The following is a 20,266-nucleotide window of genomic DNA, read 5'->3' as shown; positions in this document are numbered from 1 at the left end:
CCTCAGCCCACCCTCACCCGCGGGTCGAGCGCCGCGGTCAGCACGTCGGACAGCAGCGAGGCCACCAGCACCGCCAGCGCGGTCAGGAAGGCGATCGCGGCGACGGTGTTCACGTCGTTGCTGTTGATGGAGTTGATCAGCTGCTCCCCCAGCCCGTGCCAGCCGAAGATCTTCTCGGTGATGGTGGCGCCGACCAGCAGCGAGCCGAAGGTGAAGGCGAAGTAGGTGGCCGCCGGGATGAGCGCGGTCCGCAGCGCGTGCCGGGTGAGCGCGGCCCGCCTCGACAGGCCCTTGGCCATCGCGGTGCGGACGAAGTCGGCGCCGAGCACGTCGAGCATCATGTTGCGCTGGTAGCGGCTGAAGGTGGCGACCAGGCCGATCGACAGCGAGATCGTCGGCAGGACGAGGTGCTGGACGCGGTCGAGCGCCTGGGTGAGGAAGCCGCCCTCCAGCCCCGGGGTGAACTCGCCCGCCACCCACACCACGGGGAAGCCGACCACTCCGTTGAACCAGGTGCCCAGCAGGATGAGCACGTTGGCGACGACCACGACGGGGACGGCCAGCACGACGAACGAGGCGATCGTGGTCAGCCGGTCGAACCAGCCGTACTGCCTGACCGCGGCGTAGGCGCCGAGCGCGACGCCGAGCAGGCCGCCGAAGCACACTCCCAGGATGATCAGCCGGAAGGTGACCCCGGCGCGCCGCCTGAGATCGTCGTTGACCGAGTCGCCGTTGACCGTCAGCCCGAAGTCGCCGCGGGCCACCCCGCCCGCCCAGGTGACGTAGCGCGCGAACAGCGGGGTCCGGTTGTTGAGGTTGAGCTCGTCGAGCCGGGCGTCGATCACCGCGGGCGGCAGCGGCGGGTTGCGGCCCTCATAGTTGGCGCGGGGGTCGAGCGCGGCGGCCGCGAGCATGTAGGCGAGGCTGGTGGCGACGACGACGAGCACCACGTAGTTGAGCAGCCTGCGGACCAGGAACCCCGCCATCGTCTCCCTCCGAACCTCACCAGCTGTAGCCATATTGCTACACCTGCTCACCCATGAGGTGCGCCGAAGGGTCAAACGGAGGTCTGCTTACCTTCCCGACAGCTCGTCGACGGCCGCGCGCACGTCGTCGCTGGTGATAGTGGTCAGCTCCGACTCGCTGGCCGTGTTGCCCAGCGCCGCGAGACGGACGTCACGGCGCATGGCCGCCCGCTCGAACAGCGAGCGGGCGAAGCGGCCGTTGCCCAGGCCGTCGATCAGGCGCTCGCCGCAGACCCAGGTGAAGACCTCGTCCAGGTCGGCCCGCGCGGGCTCGTCGAAGCGGTCGCCCGACCGCTCGGCCAGCAGGATCGCGATCTCGGCCAGCTCGTGCGGCGCGTAGCTGGGGAAGCCGACCCGCTGGTTGAACCGGCTGGCCAGCCCCGGGTTGGTGGCCAGGAAGCGATCCATCTCCCGCTCGTATCCCGCCAGCACGATGACGAGCCGGTCGCGTTCGTCCTCGGCCCGCTTGAGCAGTGTCTGGACGGCCTCGGCGCCGAAGGCGTCGCCGCCCGAGTAGCCGGGGTTGACCAGGCTGTAGGCCTCATCGATGAACAGCACCCCGCCAAGGGCCCGGTCGACCAGCTCGTTCGTCTTGATCGCGGTCGCGCCCAGATGCTGACCCACCAGGTCGGCGCGCTGGGCCTCCACCACGTCGGGCCTGGCCAGCAGGCCGAGCGCGGCGAAGATGCGGCCGATGATGCGGGCCACGGTGGTCTTGCCCGTGCCGGGCGGCCCGGCGAAGACGAAGTGCCGCATCTGCGGAGGGGTGGGCAGGCCGCGCTCCTGCCGCATGCGGGCCACCTGGAGCTGGGCGGCGATGGCGTGGACCTGCCGCTTGACGGGTTCGAGCCCCGCCATGCGGTCGAGGTCGGCCAGCGCCTCCTCCAGCGTGGGCGTGGCCTGGTAGCCGCGGAAGCGGGCGGTCAGCTCGTTGAAGGCCTTGGTGACGTCGGCGACGGTCGTGGTCGTGAGGTCCTCGGTGGAGGGAGTGCCGCCCGCGCCGACCACCCGCACGTCGCGGGCCTGCGCGGCGGCCTCGACCAGGCTGCGCACGAAGCGCGCGTTGCCGAGCTCGTCGACCAGCCCGCGCCGCTGGACGTCCTCGAAGAGACCGAGCAGCGCGGGCCTGGCCTCGGGGGCCAGGCTGTCTCCTCGCCGCCGCTGCAGCAGGTCGGTGATCTCGAGCAGCTCGGCGGGCGAGTAGCTGGGAAAGCGCACCCTGGTGGCGAACCTGCTGGACAGCCCGGGGTTGGAGGCCAGGAAGGAGGTCATCTCCTGCTCGTAGCCCGCCAGGATGATGATGAGGTGCTCGCGGTCGTCCTCGGCCCGCTTGAGCAGCGTCTGCACGGCCTCGGCGCCGAACCTGTCGGGCTGCCCGTCGGAGGCGTTGACCAGGCTGTAGGCCTCGTCGATGAACAGCACCCCGCCGAGCGCCCGGTCGACCAGCTCGTTCGTCTTGATCGCGGTCGCGCCGAGGAACTCGCCCACCAGGTCGGCCCGCTGCGCCTCGACCACGTACGGCGTCTCGAGCAGGCCGAACGCGTAGAAGATCTTCGCGACCGAGCGGGCCACGCTCGTCTTGCCCGTGCCGGGCGGCCCGACGAAGACGAAGTGCCTGGTCGGCCGGTCGGCGGGGTAGCCCGCCTCGGCGCGCAGTCTGGAGGCCTCGATGGAGGCGGCGATCGAGCGCACCTGCTCCTTGACCGGCAACAGGCCGATCATGTTCTCCAGCTCGGCGAGGGCGTCCTCCACCGAGATCGGCGGGGGCGGCGCGGTCCTGTCGGCCTGCTGGGGCTGGCCCTGCTGGGTCTCGCGGACGCGCACCCTGACGGGCTCCTCGGCCGCCAGTTCGGCACGCGCCCTGCGGGCCAGGACGAACCGGTGGAGCAGGACGGCCGCGGCGGAGCCGTAGGCCGCCCAGATCGCGATGCCGTCGGAGACCGGCGACAGGGCCGCGGCCAGCGCGCCCGCGGGGACCAGGGCCATCAGCGCGGTCACCCACGGCGGCACCCAGCGGATGAGGTGCGCGGCGGCAGCCACCGGGACGGCCAGCACGAGCAGCAGCGTGGGGACCATCGAGCCAGGAGAGAACAGCTGGTCGATCAGCGCGACCGCGACGGCCCACCCGGCCAGCACCACGGCGGTGGCGGCGGCGCGCGGGAAGCGCAGGGCCAGCGCGACGAAACCGAGCAGGATCAGCGTGACGAGGAAGGTTTGCAGCAGGTCCCAGCCCATGGCCGCGCCCACGCCCACCGCGCCGACCAGGACGCAGGCGAACAGCACCCTGCGCACCGCGGGAGGAAGGCGGAAATAGCGATGCCGCACCTTCTCGAACTGCTCCCGCGCCGCGTCCCGCATCACGCCTCCCCGGTCCGACCCCGGTTATACCGTACGGGCGCGGGCCACACGCTATGCGGCGCGCGCGAAAACCGCGATTGGACAGGGCATTACCGGCGCTGGTGCCGTCCCGGGTACTCCCCGACGACGACCTGCTTGGGCGTCACGCGCAGCACGTCTGAGTCGGGGTCGGCCAGGGCGACGCCGCGCACTTCGACCCAGAGGCGGGGATGCGGCCGGCCGGAGGCGAAGACGGCGACGCGGGGGTCGCGCTCGGCCGCCTCCCACGCCTCCTCCCCCGCGATCAGGCGCAGCTCGCCCGAGGCGCTGATCGAGGTGACCGCGCCCACGGCCAGGGCCATGGGGCCGAGGGCGCCCGCGCAGGCCAGCACGACGTCCCTGGAGAAGGTGAGGGCCTGCCGTACCTCGGGGGTGAGGGTCACCGGCGGGTCCGCGCCCTCCATCGCCGGCTCGGCCATGATCAGAGAGGCCCGCCAGGGACCCGGCGCGCCGCGCCACCAGGCCCTGACCGCGCGCAGCAGGAAGACGACGACCACCGCGGCGCTGCCGCCCAGCGCCACCCGCCACGCCCACGCGGCCACCCGCTCACCGCTCGGCGTCACCGCGGCCGCCGCCACGCCTGACGCCGCCGGGCCTGACGCCGCCGGGCCCGGCCAGGCGCCGCCCGACGCGAGCGCGGCGGCCCCGCTCGCCGCCGCTGCGACGGCGCAGGCCAGCGCGGCCGTACAGGTCAGCGCCACGGCCGCGGCCAGCCACCGGTCGGCGCGCACCGCGCCGAGTCCCGCGAGCCCTCCCCTGACGCGCACCCTGGCCAGCAGGTACGGCACGACGAGCGCGGCCAGCCCGCCCGCCGGATGTACCACCAGTGCGGTCAGCACCAGCGCCACCAGCACCGACCAGACCCTGGCCAGCACGATCCAGAGCGTGACGCTCAGGTCGCGACGGGCGGTGCGCTCGCCGTACGCCATCGACAGCTGCGCGAGGGCGCGCACGGGGTGGCCGCGCCAGGCCTCGGACAGCACGCGCAGCGCGGCCAGCGCGGGCGCGTTGAGCAGCACGATCCCGGCCAGCCCCGCCCACAGCGGATCGGCGACGGGCACGAACAGGGCGGCGGTGTAGGCGGCACAGGCGATGCCCGCCGTCGCGACCGAGAGCCCGAGCCAGCGGTCGCGGCCGAGCATGACGGGGACGACGGACCAGACGCGCACCCTGCGGGCCTGCCTGACGGTGAGCGAGCCGAGCAGGACGATCACGATCAGCCCCGGCAGGCCGAGCGGCACGTCGGGAAGGGGTCCGGTGACCACCAGCGCGCCCGACACGGCGATGGCGGCGGCGGGCAGCAGCCTGGCCTGACGCGACCAGACCTCCAGGGCGCGCCTGGCCCTGCCGGTCTCGCGGGGGTCGATCGTCCACGCCGGGTCGTGGTGGGCGCGCGGCGGGTCCCAGCACAGCAGGGTGAGTCCGTAGTTGACGCGCGCGCCCGCGTGCGCGCCGTCCCTGTGCAGCGCGGCGAGGTAGGCGGCCGCGGCCCGCCGGTGCTCGCCGCGCAGGAGCGCCAGGTCGCCGGCCAGCGCGTGCGGTCCCGCCTCCTCGGGGGCGAACCTGCCCGCGGCGGCGATGTGCGCGGCGGCCTCTCTGAAGCGTCCAGGGACGCGGCGGAGCACGGCGCCGAGCCGCAGCCTCGCCTGCCACGATCCCGGCGCGAGCCGGGCGGCCTGCTCGGCCTCGCGGACGGCCTGCTGGACGGACTCCGCGTCGCCGCCGAGGCGCTCGAATGCGAGGCTGGCCAGGCGGTGGGCCCACTCGCCCGCCTGATCGAGGGCGATCGCGCGCCGGGCCGCCGTGAGGGCGGCCTCGGGGCGGTCGGCCACGAGGTGGTCGAGAGCGACGGCGCACCATTCGGCAGCGGAATCCGAACCCTCGCCGTCGCTCCCCACACCGTCATGATCCGGTGGCCCCACGCCATACGAAAGATCAGGACATATGGCTGTATCTCGCTAGAGAGGTTGTGGCACGGAATGTGATCAGTCGATACAGGTGTGCCACCTACCGGACATCGCCTAAGCTGCGTCGCATGTTCCATGACCGAGCCAGACCCGTCATGGACACCGCATGACGATCCTGCAGAGCGCGCCGCGGTCGTCGCGGGTCACGGGACAGCGGCAGGCCAACCGGTGGTCGGTCCTGGTTCTGCTGTGCCTGAGCCTGCTGCTCATCACCGTCGACGCCACGGTCCTGCACATCGCCGTCCCCGCGTTGACGGCGGCGCTCGAACCCTCCTCCGTCGAGCTGCTCTGGATCATAGACGCCTACTCGCTGATCGTGGCGCCACTATTGATCATGTTCGGCACGCTGGGCGACCGTTACGGGCGAAAACGCCTGGTCCTGTGGGGCTACGTGGTGTTCGGCCTCGCCTCCGCGGGAGCCGCCTTCGCGCCCACGCCGCTGACTCTGATCATCGCCAGAGGACTGCTCGGCGTGGGCGGCGCCATGATCATGCCGGCCACGCTCTCCATCATCCGTCAGGTCTTCACCGACCGCCGCGAGCGCGCGATCGCGCTGGGCGTGTGGAGCGCGGTCGCCGCGGCCGGCGCCGCGGTCGGCCCGCTCATCGGCGGGCTGTTCGTCCAGCATCTCTGGTGGGGCGCGGTCTTCCTGATCAACGTGCCCATCCTGCTCGTGCTGTTGCCCGCGGCCGTCCGCCTGCTGCCCGAGTCGCGCAGGCTCACGGGCCGGCCGTGGGACGTCCCCAGCGCGGCGCTGTCGGTCTTCGGCATCCTGGCCGTGGCCTTCGGGCTGAAAGAGGCGGGCACCGGGCACCCCGGCGCGCTGGCGGTGCTCCTCGCGGGCGCCGGCCTGCTCTTCTGGTTCGTACGGCGGCAGCGCCGCCTGCCGCACCCCCTGCTCGACGTCGGGCTGTTCGCCGACAGGGCGTTCGCCACCGGGGTAGCGGGCGTGCTGTTCGGCGTCTTCTCCCTCGTCGGGCTGCAACTCATGCTCGCCCAGTACCTCCAGCTCGTCCTCGGCGACACCCCCCTGCGCGCCGCGCTCAGGATGCTGCCGCTGGTGCTGTCGGCAATCGCCGGCGGGCTCGCGGCGGCGAGCGTGCTGCGCAGGATCGGCATGCGGGCCACGATGAGCGGCGGGCTCGCGCTGGTGGCGGTCTCGCTCATGCCCACCCTGTCGTGGGGGGTCGAGGCGCACCCTGTCATGCTCGCGGTCTGCTTCGTCGGCATCGGGTTCGGGTTGCAGGTGGCGCTGCTGGCCGCCTCCGACACGATCATGTCGGCCGCGCCCGAGTCCAGGGCGGGCGGCGCGGCGGCCATCGAGGAGACCGCCTACGAGCTCGGCGCGGGGCTCGGGGTCGCGGTGCTCGGCACGATCACCGCAGTCGTCTACGCGCCTGGCGTGCCGGCCGTCCAGGGAGTTCCCGCTCCCGCGATGGACCAGGCCAGACAGTCGCTGGCGGCGGCGGCCCACGTCGCGGACAAGGTGGGCGGCCCGGCAGGCGGCGCGCTGCTGGGCGCGGCGCGGTGGGCGTTCGTCCACGCGCTGCACACGACGATCCTCGTCAGCGTCGTGCTGCTCGCCCTCACCGCGGCCGCGGTGGCCCTGCTCATCCGACGCGACTGAGGTTTCAAATGACCCGATCAGGTCACAGAACTACCGTGAGACGGACTCTCCACGATCTCGCCACGCTCGCCGCCAGGATCGGGGTCGGCGGGCTCTTCTTCGCCAACGGCTGGCACAAGCTCGAGGTCGGGCTCACCGCCACCGGCACGCAGTTCGCCGCGCAGGGCGCTCCCGCTCCGGGGGCGTGGGCGGCGGTCACCATGCTCACCGAGCTGATCGGCGGGGCGCTGCTCGTCGCCGGGCTGTTCACGCCGATGCTCGGCCTGGTGCTGTTCGCCGAGACGCTGGCCGTCTTCTTCGTCGCCAGGCCGCTGAACCCGATCGACACCAACCTCATCGTGGCGCTGGGCGCGGCCTCGGTGCTGCTGGCGGTGACGGGGGCCGGGCGCGTCTCCGTCGACCACATGGTGGTGATCAGGCGCAGGGAGGCCGAGGCGGCCGACGAGTTCGCCGCCGAGAACGAGGCCGACGACGTCATCGCCGCCCTCCGCGACCCCGACGCCGTCCGGGAGCTCGGTGCCCGCAGAGACGCCGTTCCCCCTGACTCCGGCTCCCCTGACTCCGGCTCCCCTGACCCGAGCCTCCCGGTCATGGACCGCCCTGTCGCGGATTCCCGTGGATCAGGCGAGACCGACGCGGGTTCGCCGGATCCGGGCGCGCGCGAGGAGGCGGGGCCAGGTGACGACACCGCGCCGCATCACCTGCCGCGCACCGTGGCCGACGAGCTGCCCGGGGACACGCTGGTGGCGGGCAAGAAGACGGCGAGCGCCGCGCGGAGCGGACGCGGCCGGTCCGCCAGGAAGCCGGCCGACCCCGCCGAGTGACCGCCCGGCACCAGGCGAGACCGCTCAGACCTCGGCTCGCCTGATCGCCGGCCCGGGAACGGAGGTCTCTGGGGTCAAGGTCTCCGAGTTCACGGATCCCAGCTCCACGGGTTCCGGGGATGCCGGTCGCGGCTCCATGGACTCACGGGATGCGGGTCCCGGCTCCATGGGCTGTGGGGGTGCGGGAGCGCGGCGGCGGGTCAGGAGGCCCTGGGTCATGGCGATCGCGACGAGGATCACCGCCGCCCCCACGGGCTGGTTCCACGCCAGGCTCTCCCCCAGCACCAGCACGCCCGACACCACCGCGAAGACCGGCAGCAGGTACGTCACCGTCGAGGTCGTCGTCACCCCCGCGCGCGCCTGGACCCCGTACAGCAGCAGGTAGGCGACACCGGTGCCGAGCCCGCCCAGGGCCAGCATGCTCCACCACACCGCGGCCGGCGCGGACAGGTCGACCAGCGCCACTCCCGCCAGCGGCGTGATCAACGCCAGCTGCAGCGCGCCGCTCAGCAGCTGGCCCGCCGCGAGCACCACCGGCGGCTCCGAACGGCGCCCGGTGATGAAACGGCCCAGGTAGGAGCCGCCCACGCCGTAGCAGAGCGCCGCCCCGAAGCAGGCCAGGCTGCCGCCGAGCGCGCCGCCGCTCAGCGGCTGCCACACCCCGAGCACCACCATCACGCCCGCGAATCCCAGTCCGAGCCCCGCCATCCTGCCCGCGCTCGGCTTCTCGGCGCGCAGCAGGAGCGTGAAGGCGAGCGTGCACAGCGGGGTCGTGGCGTTCCAGATGGCGGCCACGACCGAGGAGACGTACTGCTCGCCGTACGCGAAAAGGGTGAAGGGCACGGTGGTGAGCACCACGGAGGCCACCTGGAAGTGGCCCCACAGGCGCGGGTCGCGGGGCAGCGCCCTGCGGGTGAGCGCCAGGGCGACCAGCAGGGTCGCGGCGCCGATCGCCATGCGGCCGAAGGAGACCTGGAGCGGGTGGAGGGTGCCCACGGCGACCTTGATGAAGAAGAAGCTGTTGCCCCAGATGAGGGCCAGCAGCAGATAGGCGGGCAGCCAGCGGCCCAGGGAGGTGCTCGTCATGAGGACATGAGCGTAGTCGTGAGCCCGGCCGCAGCCGTAGGGAAATATCCCTATTTGTCGGTAGCGGCTGCCGCGGTAGCGCAGGCCGCGGAGTAGTCGCCGCCCGTGGCCAGGTAGTGAGCGGCGACGCGCTGGAGCATCTCGCGCAGGGCGGCGCGCTCGCCCGGCTCCAGCGGGGCCAGCACGTGGTCGTCGACGCGGCACAGGACGGCCGTGGCCTCCTCCAGGCGGGCCCTGCCCTTGTCGGTGGCCACGATCATCTTGCTGCGCCGGTCGCCCGGGTCGGGCACCCGCTCGACCAGCCCCGCCTCCACCAGCTCGTCGACCAGGTAGACCATCACGGTGCGGTCGAGGCGCAACTGCTTGGCCATGTCGATCTGGTTGCGGGCGCAGCCGTTCACCGCCGCGTTGACGACCATGTAGCCGCGCTGGGAGCCGGGAAAGCCCTCGAGCGCCCGCTGCGAGGCGGACATGTGGCCATGGAAGACCTGGGCGAGGAGCCAGCCGAGGGTCTCGTCGAGTCCGGCGGGCAGCTCCAGCTCTGTCGTCATGGGATCAAGTCTACTCCGCTTGACAGATAGGCTGGTGAGAAGACAGTCTGTTGAACAGATTATCTCGCTAGCCGATGGAAGGACTCACCCATGCCCCGACTGCTGCACATCGACGCCTCCGCCGTCCACGACGGATCGGTCTCCAGAGAGGTGGCCAGGTCGTTCAGGGAGGCGTGGGACGGCGAGGTCGTCTACCGCGACCTGGGCGCGCGGCCGGTCCCGCACCTCATGGCGGCCGGGATCAGCGCCAGGTACGCCCCCGCGCAGGAGCACGACGCGGAGCAGGCGACCGCGGCCTTCCTGCAGGAGGCGCTGGTGAAGGAGCTGCTGGAGGCGGAGGCGTACCTGTTCGCCGTGCCGATGTACAACTTCGGCGCGCCTTCTACGTTCAAGGCGTGGCTCGACCACGTCCTGATCCCCGGGCGCACCATAGGCATGAGCCCCGACGACAGCCCGATCGCCGGCAGGCCCGCGACGCTCATCAGCGTGCGCGGCGGCGCGTACGGGCCCGGCACCCCCAGGGAGGGCTGGGACTTCGCCGATCCGTACCTGCGCAGGATCCTCACCTCGGTGTTCGGCCTGGACCTGACCGTGGTCACCGCCGAGCTGACGCTGGCCGAGACGACGCCCGCCATGGCGCCGCTGCGTGAGGCCGCCGCCGCCTCGCAGGCCGCCGCGCACGTGGCCGCCCGCGAGCACGCGCGCCGGATCAGCGCGAGGTCGCTCGTCTAGCGGGTGCTCGCCCTGATCGCCAGCCGCGGTTCGAGGAGCGTGGCGTCGGGGACCGGGCGGCCGTCGAGCTTGGCCATGAGCAGCTCGACCGCCCGGTTGCCGACGTCCTCGGCGGGGATCAGCACCGAGGTCAGCGGCGGACTGGCGCGCTCGGCGACGTCGTCGGGACAGATCGCGACCACGGACACCTCGTCCGGCACCCGCTTGCCGAGCAGCCGCAGCGCGCCCAGGACGTGGCCGACGGCCGCCTCGTTGTGAACGACCAGGCCGGTGAGGTCGGGCAGCCGCGCGAACAGGTCCTTGACGGTCGAGGCCACCTCGTCGAAGGTCTCCTCGCACGGCAGCGCCACGCCCGCCTCGCCCGCGGCCGCGACGAACCCCTCCCTGGTACGGCGGGCATACCCGGTTCCGCGCTCGTAGACCACCGAGGGGGCGCCGAGCAGGGCCAGCCGGCGATGCCCGAGCGAGGCCAGGTGCTCCACGCAGAGCGCGCCCGCCCTGGCGAAGTCGAGGTCGACGCAGGTCAGGCCGGAGGGGTCGGCCGGAAAGCCGATCAACACGCTGGGTTCGTCCAGCTCGCGCAGCAGCGGCACGCGCGGATCGTCGAGCTCGACGTCCATGAGCACCATGCCGTCGACCATCGAGCTGGCCGCGACCCTGCGCAGCCCGTCGGGGCCCTCGTCGGCGGTCATGAGCAGCACGTCGTGGTCGTGCCTGCGGGCCATGGCCACCACCGAGCTGGCGAACTGCATCAGCACCGGCAGGTGCATGCCCGCGCGCAGCGGCAGCACCAGCGCGATCACGTTGGACCGCCTGCTGGCCAGTGCCCTGGCGCCCGCGTTGGGGTGGTAGCCGAGCTCGCCGATGCTGCGCATCACCCGCGCCCTGGTGGTCGCCGAGATGGCGCGCTTGCCGCTGAGCACGTAGGAGACGGTGCTCACCGCGACGCCCGCGTGCCTGGCGACCTCGGCGATGGTGACTGCCCTGCTGGTCATGCGAACCGGATTCCGCTCAGAGTGACCCCTTCATTCTCGAACACCACATAAAGATCGTGCACGCCTGCCGTACCCGCAAGGTCGCAGCGGGTCTCGGTGAGCCCGCCGGGACCCGGCACCGGGACGGTGGCCAGCACCTGGCCCGACAGCGGGTCGCCGAGACGGAGGGTCAGCATCGCGCCCTCGGTGCTGGCGGCGGTGATCAGGCAGGAGCGCTGCCCGGCGAAGGCCACCTGCTTGTACCGGATCCACGCTCCCGGCGCCGTACCGCGAACGGTGTCGCCGTCGGTGAAGGCGATCGCGTCGTACTCGTCGTGGTCCACCGCCCTGAGCTCGCCCGGGTCGCGGGGCGGGATGCGCTCGCCCTCGACGTCGAAGGGCGCGCACAGGCGCAGGTCGCGGGCCGAGCGGCCGACCATCAGCAGGTGGGGCGCCGTCTCCACGACGAGGCGGCCCCTCGTGACGTCCCAGAAGGCGAGGTCGGCGCGGTCGAGCTCGAAGGTGACGCGGGCGCTGCCGCCGGGCGGCAGGCGCACGCGCTCGAAGCCGCGCAGCCGGCGCAGCGGCTGCTTGACGCGGGAGCGGCGCTGGTGGGTGTAGAACTGCACGACCTCGACGCCCTCGCGCTCGCCGACGTTGGTGACGGTCACCGTGGCTGTCAGGCCGTCCATCGTGAGGTCGGTGTAGGCGAACTCGGTGTAGCCGAGCCCGTGGCCGAAGGGGTAGAGCGGGGTGCCCCGGTAGTAGAGGTAGGTGGCGTCCGAGGCGATGATGTCGTAGTCGAGCAGGTCGGGGAGCTCGCAGGCGTCCCTGTACCAGGTCTGGGTGAGGCGGCCCTCGGGGTCGCGATCGCCGAACAGCACCTCTGCCAGGGCGTGGCCGTACTCCTGGCCGCCGTGCGAGGACCAGACGACGGCGGGCACGTGCTCGTCGGCCCAGGTGATCCCGAACGGGTAGCCGCTGCTGAGCACCAGTACGGTGGCGGGGTTGGCGGCGTGGACGGCGCGCAGCACGGCCTCCTGCGCGGCGGGCAGGTCGAGGTCGGCGCGGTCCTCGGTCTCGCGCCCGTTGACCAGGGGATGGTCGCCCGCGACGACGACCGCGACGTCGGCGGTGGCGGCCAGCGCGGCCGCCTGCTTCGCGCCGCTGACCAGCGTCTCCCACGAGAGGGCCACGGGCTCCTCGGTCAGCACGAGGCGTTCGCCCTCCTCCGCGACGTAGCGGCCGGTGTGCAGGTGGCGCAGCGCGCCGTCGGTCCTGCGGAAGGTCTGGCGCACCTCCCATCCGTTGGGCCCCGGCTGGTCGCAGGCCAGGTTCCCGTCCTCGTCGGCCGAGAGGAACCGGCCGTTGAGCGGCGAGCGCAGGGCGAGCGCTCCCCCGCCCCAGTCGAAGACGTCGAACTCGTGTCCACCGGCGGCCACCCGGTCCACGCCCTCGCAGCAGACGGTCTCGCACCGCTCGGTGAGACCCTGCAGGGCGGTGACGGCGTAGGGCAGGGTGCCGCTGTACCAGTCCTCCATCAGGGTGTCGGCGAGCTGGCCGATGACGGCGACCTTGAGCGGGGCGCGCAGCGGCAGCAGTCCCTCGTTCTTGAGCAGGACGATCGAGCGGGCCGCCGCCTCGCGGGCGAGTTCCTGGTGCCGCCCGGGGGTGGCCGGCGGCGCGCTCTCCGCCTGCTCGTCGAACTCGCCGAGCCGCACGCGGATCGACAGCACGTGCCCGGCCGCCCTGTCGACGTCCCGCTCGTCGAGCAGGCCCCGCTCGAGGGCGGTCCTGAGATGGGCGAGGGTCTCGGCGGGGCGGTCGTCGTCCTGGGTGAAGCTGTCGAGGCCGGCCCGGACGGCGGCGGCGTAGGCGGTGGGCGCGTCGGGATGGTAGGCCTGCAGGCCGTACAGGTTGCCGGGGGCGTAGGCGTCACTGACGACCATCAGGTCGTCGGGAGCGGCGGGCCGCAGCACCTCGTTGATCAGCGGGCTGAGGTGCGCGGGCCGGCCGTTGACCAGGTTGTAGGACGGCATGACGGCGACGGCGGCCTGGAGCGGCGGCAGGAAGGCGGGCAGCTCGTACTCGTGGAGCACCCGTGGCGGCAGGTTGCTGGAGGTGACGCAGCGGTCGGTCTCGTTGTTGTAGCCGAGGAAGTGCTTGAGCGTGGGGGCGGTCTTGAGTACGGGCCCCCTGCCGCGCAGTCCCGTGGCGTAGGCGGTGCCCAGTAACCCGGTCAGCCATGGGTCCTCGGAGTAGCCCTCCTCGTTGCGGCCCCACCGCGGGTCGCGCAGCGGGTTGACGACAGGAGCCCAGACATTGCGGCCGGCGCCCGCGGGATCCTTGTGATGGGAGACCAGCACCTCGTCGGCGGTCGCCGCCCCGACTCTCTCGACCAGGTCGGGATCCCAGGTGGCGGCGAGGCCGACGGCCTGCGGGAAGACGGTCGCGGGACCGAGCCAGGCCAGCCCGTGCAGGGCCTCGGTGCCCGTCCTGAACGCCTTGACGCCGAGCCGGGGGATGGCGGGCTGGTGCTGGTGGAGCAGCGACAGCTTCTCCTCGAGCGTGAGCCTGGCGAGCAGGTCTGCCACGCGGTGGGCGGTGGGGTGCGCCGGGTCTCGGAAGGGTTCGTTCATGTGGGGGGTCCGCCTGTCGAAGCGCTTCGATAACCGATCCAGATATTTCGGGGTTGTTACCGGGATGGGGTGATCTGAGCGTGCCCGCTGGTGCGCGTCCGGGTCAAGACCCGGACGCGAAGCGCTTCGACAATCTCTCCCCGGCCGCGAAGGGGCGTCGGTCAGGGCCGGCGGCTGAGGTAGCCGCCCATCGTGCGGAAGACCTCGGTGGCGGGCAGGTCGGCGCCGTCCTCGGTGCGGACGCGCTCGATCACCAGGCCGTGGCTGCGCCCCTTGCGGGCCTCGGCGCCCGCGACGATGACGACGCCGTCGCCCTCGCGGATGAAGACGCGGCCCGGCGTGCCGCCGTACCTGCCGGTGGAGACCGAGGCCTTCAGCACCCGCAGGCGGGCGCCGTTGTAGTGGGTGAAGGCGTTCGGATACGGGTCGGACTGCGCGCGCACCAGCCTGGCGATGTCCTCGGCGGGCCAGGTCCAGTCGATCTCGCTGTCCTCGATCGCGCGCTTGTGGAAGAAGCTGGCCCTCGACCTGTCCTGGGGCGTCCAGTCGGTGCGTCCGGAGGCGATGAGGGCCAGCGACTCGGTGACGATGGGGGCGATCAGGTCGACGGTGCGGTGGAACAGGTCGGTGGCGGTGTCCTCGGGGCCCACGGGCACCGCGCGCTGCAGCACGATGTCTCCGGCGTCGAGGTCCTCGTCCATCATGTGGGCAGTGACGCCCACCTCCTTCTCGCCGTTGATGAGCGCCCAGATCAGCGGGGAGAAGCCCGCGTAGGCCGGCAGCAGCGAGTCGTGCACGTTGAGGGTGCCGTGGCGGGGCAGGGTGAAGATCTCCGGCGGGATCCAGGTGCGCCAGTTGTTGGCGACGATGAGGTCGGGGTCGGCCTCCTTCAGCCTGACCATGAGCTCCTCGTCGTCGGGACGGTTGCGCAGCAGCACGGGCACGCCGTGCGCCGCGGCCAGGTCGGCCACCGAGTCGTTCCAGATCCGCTCGTAGACGTGCTCGCTCCTGGGATGTGTCACGACCAGGACGACCTCGTGGCCCGAGTCGAGCAGCGCGCTCAGCGTGCGGTGCCCCCAGGTCTGGTAGCCGAACATCACGATCCGCATGGCGTCTCCTTGTAGGGGGGATCGGAACGGGTTAGGCTCCCCTTAATTAGGCCAGGCTAACCTAACCTCGAAAGGTCATCAATGCGGGTTCACGACCTGATCGGCATCGGCTTCGGCCCTTCCAACCTCGCGCTGGCGATCGCGTTAAAGGAGAACGGACCGGTTGACGCGGTGTTCTTCGAGAAGCAGGCGACGTTCGGCTGGCACCGCGGCATGCTCCTCGACGGCACCACGATGCAGGTCTCCTTCCTGAAGGACCTGGTCACCATGCGCAACCCGGCCAGCGAGTTCGGCTTCCTGAGCTACCTGCGCGACAAGGGGCGGTTGGCCGACTTCATCAACCACAAGACGATGTTCCCCTCGCGCCTGGAATTCCACGACTACCTCGAATGGGCCGCGGCCCCCTTCGCCGACCAGGTCGAGTACCGGTCCGAGGTGGTGGCGGTCACGCCCGTGACCGTCGACGGCGTGGTGGACCACCTCGACGTCGTGGTACGGCAGGGCGGCTGCGCCGACGAGCTGACGACCAGGCGCACCAGGAACCTCGTGATCGCCGCTGGCCTCGAGCCCGTGCTCCCGCCCGGCGTGGTGAGCGACGAGCGCGTCTGGCACAGCGAGGAGCTGCTCGACCGCCTCCCCGGGCTGCGCGACCCCCGGCGCGTGGTCGTGGTGGGCGCGGGGCAGAGCGCCGCCGAGGTCACCGACCACCTGCACGGCGCCTTCCCCGAGGCCGAGGTCTGCGCCGTCTTCGCCAAGTACGGCTACACCCCCGCCGACGACAGCTCCTTCGCCAACCGCATCTTCGACCCCGAGGCCGTCGACCACTTCTACACCGCTCCTGAGGAGGTGAAGAGGATGCTGCTCGACTACCACGCCTCGACCAACTACTCGGTGGTGGACCTCGAGCTCATCGACGAGCTCTACCGGCGCCACTACCAGGAGAAGGTGCGCGGGACCGAGCGGCTGCGCATCTTGAACGCCTCCCGCGTGGTCGAGGTGGCCCGCCGCGGGCCGAAGGCCGGTCCCAGGGTCACCGTGGAGTTCCTGCCCACGGGAGAGCGCACCGTGCTGGACGCCGACGCCGTCGTCTACGCCACGGGCTACCGCTCGGGCGACCCGCTGACCCTGCTGGGCGCGGCCGGCGAGTACTGCGAGCTGCTGCCCGGCGGCGGCCCGCGCATCGGGCGCGACTACCGCGTGGCCACCAGGGCGGAGATGCGCTGCGGCATCTACGTGCAGGGCGCCACCGAGCGCACCCACGGCCTCACCTCCACGCTGCTGTCGAACACCGCGCTCAGGGCGGGCGAGATCGCCGCCTCGATCAGCCTGAACCGCTCGTACGCGCGCGCTCGCTGACCTGGCCGACGTGGTGGCGGCCGATCGGGATGACCAGCGGGGTCGCGCTGACCGGATCGGCCGTCACCACGCAGCGCAGGCCGAAGACCTCCTCGACCAGCGCCGCGTCGATCACCTCGCGTGGCGGCCCCTCCGCCACGACGCGGCCCGCCTTCATCACGATCACCTGGTCGGCGTAGCGGCAGGCCTGGTTGAGGTCGTGCAGGACCATGACGACCGTCCGCCCCTGCCGCCTGTTGAGGTCGACGACGAGGTCGAGGACGTCGATCTGGTGCGCGAGGTCGAGAAAGGTGGTCGGCTCGTCCAGCAGGAGCACGGGGGTGTTCTGGGCGACCGCCATGGCGATCCACGCCCTCTGGCGCTGCCCGCCCGACAGCTGGTCGAGCGGCCTGCCGGCGTGTTCGAGCATCCCGGTGGCGACCAGCGCCGCGGTCACCGCCTCCTGGTCGGCCGACGACCACTGCCGCCACCACGTCTGGTGCGGAGACCTGCCCTGCCCCACCAGGTCGCTGACCGTCAGGCCCTCGGGCGCCACGGGCGACTGGGGCAGGATGCCGAGCCGCTGGGCGACCTGGCGGGTCGGCATCGCGTGGATGGACCGGCCGTCGAGGTGCACCGCGCCGCCGCACGGGGACAGCAGCCTGGCCAGCGCCCGCAGCAGGGTCGACTTGCCGCAGGCGTTGGCGCCGATGATGACGCTGATCCTGCCCGGCGGCACGGCCAGGTCGAGGCCGTCGACGACGACGCGGTCGTCGTAGGCCAGCCGCAGCCTGGTGGCCGTCAGCGACGGATTGGTCACGTCTTTCACCCTCCCGTGCCCGTCCTGTTGGCGCGGGCCAGTTGCCACAGCAGGAACGGCGCCCCGAGGACGCCTGTCACGACCCCGACGGGCAGGACGGAGTCGGCCAGCAACCGCTGGCTGATCAGGTCGCCCACCAGCACGATCACCGAGCCGGTCAGGGCGGCGGCGGTGACGGGCGGCGTGCCGGCGCGGGCCAGCCGCTGCGCGATCTGGGGCGCGGCCAACGCGACGAACAGGACGGGCCCCGCGGCCGCGGTGGCGAAGGCGGCGAGCGCGGCCCCGCACAACAGCAGCGCGAGGCGGGTGCGCTGCACGGGCGTGCCCAGCCCGCCCGCGACCTCGTCGCCGAGCCGCAGCGTCCGCTGCAGCCGTCCGAGCAGCAGGACGGCCGGCAGCAGCACGGCCAGCGCGAGCGCCGGCGGCCCCGCGTGCGCCCATCCCCTGTCGTTGAGGTTGCCCACCAGCCAGCCGAGGACCCGCTGCGCCTGGTGGATCTCGGCCCTGCTCAGCAGGTAGGAGGTGAGGCTGACGCACATCCAGCTGACGCCGATGCCCACCAGCACGATGCGGTAGCCCGTGGTGCCGCGTTTCCAGGCCAGCAGGTAGATCGCCAGCCCGGACGCCAGCGCGCCCGCCAGCCCGAGCGTCTGCAGGCCCAGCCCCGCGCCCGTGCCGAGCACCACCCCCGCGGCCACGGCGGCGCCGGCGCCCTGGGTGATGCCGAGCAGGTCGGGACTGGCCAGCGGATTGCGGGTGACGGCCTGGAAGATCGCTCCCGACAGGCCGAAGGCGGCGCCCGCCAGCAGGGCCACCGTCGCCCTGGGCAGGCGCAGCTCCCAGACGACGAACAGGTCGGCCCGCTCGCCCTCGCCCAGCAGCGCGTTCAGCAGACCTCGGGGCGAGAGGGCGTAGTCGCCCGAGCCGAGAGCGACGGTCAGGCAGAGGGCGAGCAGCGCGGCGAGGGCGGCGCCCAGCCAGACCGCCGCCAGGCGCAACCGCAGCACGCCGGAGACGGGCGGTCTGGTCAGGCGGAAGAGCAGGCGCCCTCGGGAGAGTTCGAGCACGGGTCACAGCTCCGCGAGCCTGCGGCGGCGGACGAGGGCGATGAAGAAGGGCGCGCCGAGGAAGGCGGCGACCAGGCTCACGTCGAGCTCGGTCGGCCGCACGACGACGCGGCCCAGGATGTCGGCCGCAAGCAGCAGGCAGGGGGCGACCAGCGCCGAGGACGGCAGCAGCCAGCGATGATCGGGCCCGGTGACCGTCCTGACCAGGTGCGGCACGACCAGGCCGACGAAGACGATCGGGCCGGTGACCGCCACGGCCGCGCCGGTGAGCAGCGTGACCGCCAGCGCGCCGCGCAGCCGTACGAGGGCGAGCCTGCGCCCGAGCGCGGCGGCGACGTCGTCGCCGAGCGAGAGGCTGTTGAGCGCGGGCGCGGTGCTCAGCGCCAGGAGGGCGCCCGCGGCCAGGAACGGCGCGACGACCAGCAGCGTGCCGGCGTCGTGCCCGGTGAGCGAGCCCGCCGACCAGTACCGGTAGCGGTCCAGCGCCTCGGGGTCGGTCAGCGCGATGCCGCCGGTCAGCGAGTCGAGCAGGTAGGTGACCGCGATGCCGGCCACCGCCAGCTTGACCGGCGAGGCGCCGCCCCTGCCCCTGCTGCCCAGCAGGTAGACCACCACGGCGGCGACCGCGGCCCCGCCGAAGGCGAACCAGATCGACGGCAGCAGCCCGCTCACGCCCAGCACGCCCGCGGCCACGACGATGCCGAACGCGGCGCCCGCGCTGACGCCGAGCAGCCCCGGATCGGCCAGCGGGTTGCGGGTCAGCCCCTGCATGACCGCTCCCGCCAGGCCGAGCGCCGCCCCGGTGAGCACGGCGACCAGCGTGCGGACCAGCCGCGTGCCGCCGACGATGGCGGCCGTCTCGGGGTCCACACCGGCCGGGTCGGCGAGAGCCCGTACGACCTGTTCGAGCGGGATCGCCCGGCTGCCGATCGCCAGCGACAGCAGGCAGAGCACGGCCAGGACGGCGGCGCTGCCCACGATCAGCCTCTTCATTAGGTAAGGCATACCTCACTAAAGCCCGACATACAAGGCTTTTCACGGGGGTCAAGATAGGTAAGGCTTACCTTAGTACTCAGATCAAGAAGAGGGAACCATGTCCAAACGACTCTCGATGGTGCTCGCCGTCCTGGCGCTTGCCGTCGTCGCGGCCTGCGGCGGCCCGACCCCCGCCGACACCGCCGCGGCACCCGCCGGCACGGCGACCGCCACCGCCTCGGGCGCGGCCTTCCCGGTGAAGGTCGACCACCTGTACGGCACGACCGAGATCGCCAAGCGGCCCGAGCGTATCGTCACCATCGGCCTCAGCGACCACGAGCCCGTCCTGGCGCTCGGGTTCAAGCCGATCGGCGTGGTCGACTGGTTCCAGCGCACCCCGTTCACCGACTGGCCGTGGGCCACGAGCGTGTGGGGCGGCGCCCAGCCGACCGTGCTCGGCCTGCGCGAGGACGGCGTCAAGATGGAGAAGCTCCTCGCGCTCAAGCCCGACCTGATCTTCGCGATGTACTCGGGCATCCAGAAGGAGCACTACGACCAGCTCTCCAAGATCGCCCCCGTGGTGGCACAGCCGAAGGGCTACGACCCCTACGCCGCGCCGTGGCAGGAGATGACGCTGCTGGCCGGCCGCGCGCTGGGTGAGGAGCCCAAGGCGCAGCGGCTCATCGCCGGCATCAAGGACAGGTTCGCCCAGGCCCGCGCGGCCAACCCGCAGTGGAAGGGGCTGACCGCGGTCGCCGCCGACAGCTTCAAGGCCGGCCAGTACTTCGCCTTCCAGCAGGGCGACCCCAAGTCGGCGTTCCTGGCCGAGCTGGGCTTCACCGTCCCCGAGAAGATCACCAAGGAGGCCGGCAAGCTCAACGGTGTCGAGTTCGGCTCCGAGCGCATGGACCTGCTCGAGGTCGACCGCCTCGTCTGGCTCACCACCGGCAAGGAGCCGTGGGAGCGCATCAGGAACGACAGCGTCTACAAGCAGCTGAAGGTCGCCAAGGAGGGGCGCGACCTCTTCCTGACCTACCAGGATCCGCCGATCGGCGCGGCGCTGTCGTTCAACACCGTGCTCAGCATCCCTTACGCCATCGACCAGATCGTCCCGCTGCTCAAGAAGTGACCCACCGAA

General features: G+C 72.4%; 16 protein-coding genes. 5 read left to right on the top strand and 11 right to left on the bottom strand.

The genetic code is table 11. The features are described 5' to 3' along the window. Window positions 1-2: 2 nt before the first annotated feature. The 3 genes from H4W81_RS03965 to H4W81_RS03955 all read right to left on the bottom strand — a co-directional run bounded on the left by H4W81_RS03965 (window position 3) and on the right by H4W81_RS03955 (window position 5,320). A complete protein-coding gene (locus H4W81_RS03965) occupies window positions 3-986 on the bottom strand; it encodes an ABC transporter permease (protein WP_192780592.1) in 984 nt (327 codons plus the stop codon). Between the two features lie 87 nt (window positions 987-1,073). After that, window positions 1,074-3,383 carry an AAA family ATPase gene (locus tag H4W81_RS03960; protein ID WP_192773522.1) on the bottom strand — a complete coding sequence of 770 codons (2,310 nt, stop codon included), beginning with the start codon at window positions 3,381-3,383 and terminating at the stop codon, window positions 1,074-1,076. 89 nt (window positions 3,384-3,472) lie between these two features. Beyond that, a complete protein-coding gene (locus H4W81_RS03955) occupies window positions 3,473-5,320 on the bottom strand; it encodes a hypothetical protein (RefSeq protein WP_192773521.1) in 1,848 nt (615 codons plus the stop codon). 175 nt (window positions 5,321-5,495) lie between these two features. Here H4W81_RS03955 and H4W81_RS03950 point away from each other — a divergent pair, with 175 nt between their 5' ends. Both H4W81_RS03950 and H4W81_RS03945 read left to right on the top strand, forming a co-directional pair. Then, entirely contained in the window at window positions 5,496-7,016 is a 1,521-nt protein-coding gene (locus H4W81_RS03950; RefSeq protein ID WP_192773520.1) for an MFS transporter, read from the top strand. A gap of 35 nt (window positions 7,017-7,051) precedes the next feature. Next, window positions 7,052-7,840 carry a DoxX family protein gene (locus H4W81_RS03945; protein ID WP_192773519.1) on the top strand — a complete coding sequence of 263 codons (789 nt, stop codon included), beginning with the start codon at window positions 7,052-7,054 and terminating at the stop codon, window positions 7,838-7,840. Between the two features lie 24 nt (window positions 7,841-7,864). On the opposite strand, the gene H4W81_RS03940 is transcribed toward H4W81_RS03945, so the two are convergent. Both H4W81_RS03940 and H4W81_RS03935 read right to left on the bottom strand, forming a co-directional pair. Then, complete coding sequence (locus H4W81_RS03940) at window positions 7,865-8,926, bottom strand: DMT family transporter (protein ID WP_192773518.1); 1,062 nt, start codon at window positions 8,924-8,926, stop codon at window positions 7,865-7,867. 50 nt (window positions 8,927-8,976) lie between these two features. Next, window positions 8,977-9,477 carry a MarR family winged helix-turn-helix transcriptional regulator gene (locus tag H4W81_RS03935; protein ID WP_192773517.1) on the bottom strand — a complete coding sequence of 167 codons (501 nt, stop codon included), beginning with the start codon at window positions 9,475-9,477 and terminating at the stop codon, window positions 8,977-8,979. 90 nt (window positions 9,478-9,567) lie between these two features. On the opposite strand from H4W81_RS03935, the gene H4W81_RS03930 reads away from it, so the two are divergent. Beyond that, window positions 9,568-10,209 carry an FMN-dependent NADH-azoreductase gene (locus H4W81_RS03930; protein ID WP_192773516.1) on the top strand — a complete coding sequence of 214 codons (642 nt, stop codon included), beginning with the start codon at window positions 9,568-9,570 and terminating at the stop codon, window positions 10,207-10,209. Here the strand turns inward: H4W81_RS03930 and H4W81_RS03925 are convergent. The 3 genes from H4W81_RS03925 to H4W81_RS03915 all read right to left on the bottom strand — a co-directional run bounded on the left by H4W81_RS03925 (window position 10,206) and on the right by H4W81_RS03915 (window position 14,931). Continuing rightward, a complete protein-coding gene (locus H4W81_RS03925; protein ID WP_192773515.1) occupies window positions 10,206-11,204 on the bottom strand; it encodes a LacI family DNA-binding transcriptional regulator in 999 nt (332 codons plus the stop codon). The genes H4W81_RS03930 and H4W81_RS03925 overlap by 4 nt on opposite strands. Continuing rightward, window positions 11,201-13,822 (bottom strand): glycoside hydrolase family 3 protein, encoded by a 2,622-nt coding sequence (locus tag H4W81_RS03920; protein ID WP_192773514.1) that lies wholly within the window; start codon window positions 13,820-13,822, stop codon window positions 11,201-11,203. The genes H4W81_RS03925 and H4W81_RS03920 overlap by 4 nt, the downstream gene beginning before the upstream one ends. 161 nt (window positions 13,823-13,983) lie before the next feature. Continuing rightward, the gene (locus H4W81_RS03915; RefSeq protein ID WP_192773513.1) at window positions 13,984-14,931 is read right to left on the bottom strand and encodes a methionyl-tRNA formyltransferase; all 948 of its coding nucleotides are present in this window, start codon (window positions 14,929-14,931) and stop codon (window positions 13,984-13,986) included. 81 nt (window positions 14,932-15,012) lie between these two features. On the opposite strand from H4W81_RS03915, the gene H4W81_RS03910 reads away from it, so the two are divergent. Continuing rightward, window positions 15,013-16,287, top strand: coding sequence for a lysine N(6)-hydroxylase/L-ornithine N(5)-oxygenase family protein (locus H4W81_RS03910; RefSeq protein WP_192773512.1), 1,275 nt, complete (start codon window positions 15,013-15,015; stop codon window positions 16,285-16,287). On the opposite strand, the gene H4W81_RS03905 is transcribed toward H4W81_RS03910, so the two are convergent. Genes H4W81_RS03905 through H4W81_RS03895 form a run of 3 tightly spaced genes read right to left on the bottom strand, consistent with a single transcriptional unit; the run spans window position 16,253 to window position 19,146 of the window. Then, entirely contained in the window at window positions 16,253-17,086 is an 834-nt protein-coding gene (locus tag H4W81_RS03905; RefSeq protein WP_318781504.1) for an ABC transporter ATP-binding protein, read from the bottom strand. The two genes, H4W81_RS03910 and H4W81_RS03905, sit on opposite strands and share 35 nt — an antisense overlap. A 5-nt stretch (window positions 17,087-17,091) precedes the next feature. Further along, window positions 17,092-18,153, bottom strand: coding sequence for a FecCD family ABC transporter permease (locus tag H4W81_RS03900; RefSeq protein WP_192773510.1), 1,062 nt, complete (start codon window positions 18,151-18,153; stop codon window positions 17,092-17,094). Window positions 18,154-18,156: 3 nt separating this feature from the next. Next, window positions 18,157-19,146, bottom strand: a complete 990-nt coding sequence (locus H4W81_RS03895; protein WP_225958447.1) for a FecCD family ABC transporter permease — start codon at window positions 19,144-19,146, stop codon at window positions 18,157-18,159. A 100-nt stretch (window positions 19,147-19,246) separates the two neighbouring features. Here H4W81_RS03895 and H4W81_RS03890 point away from each other — a divergent pair, with 100 nt between their 5' ends. Further along, entirely contained in the window at window positions 19,247-20,257 is a 1,011-nt protein-coding gene (locus H4W81_RS03890; RefSeq protein ID WP_225958446.1) for an iron-siderophore ABC transporter substrate-binding protein, read from the top strand. Window positions 20,258-20,266: the final 9 nt, after the last annotated feature.

Origin of the sequence: Nonomuraea africana, assembly GCF_014873535.1 — a bacterium.
Classification (GTDB): domain Bacteria; phylum Actinomycetota; class Actinomycetes; order Streptosporangiales; family Streptosporangiaceae; genus Nonomuraea; species Nonomuraea africana.
This window is presented reverse-complemented; position numbering and strand designations above follow the sequence as displayed.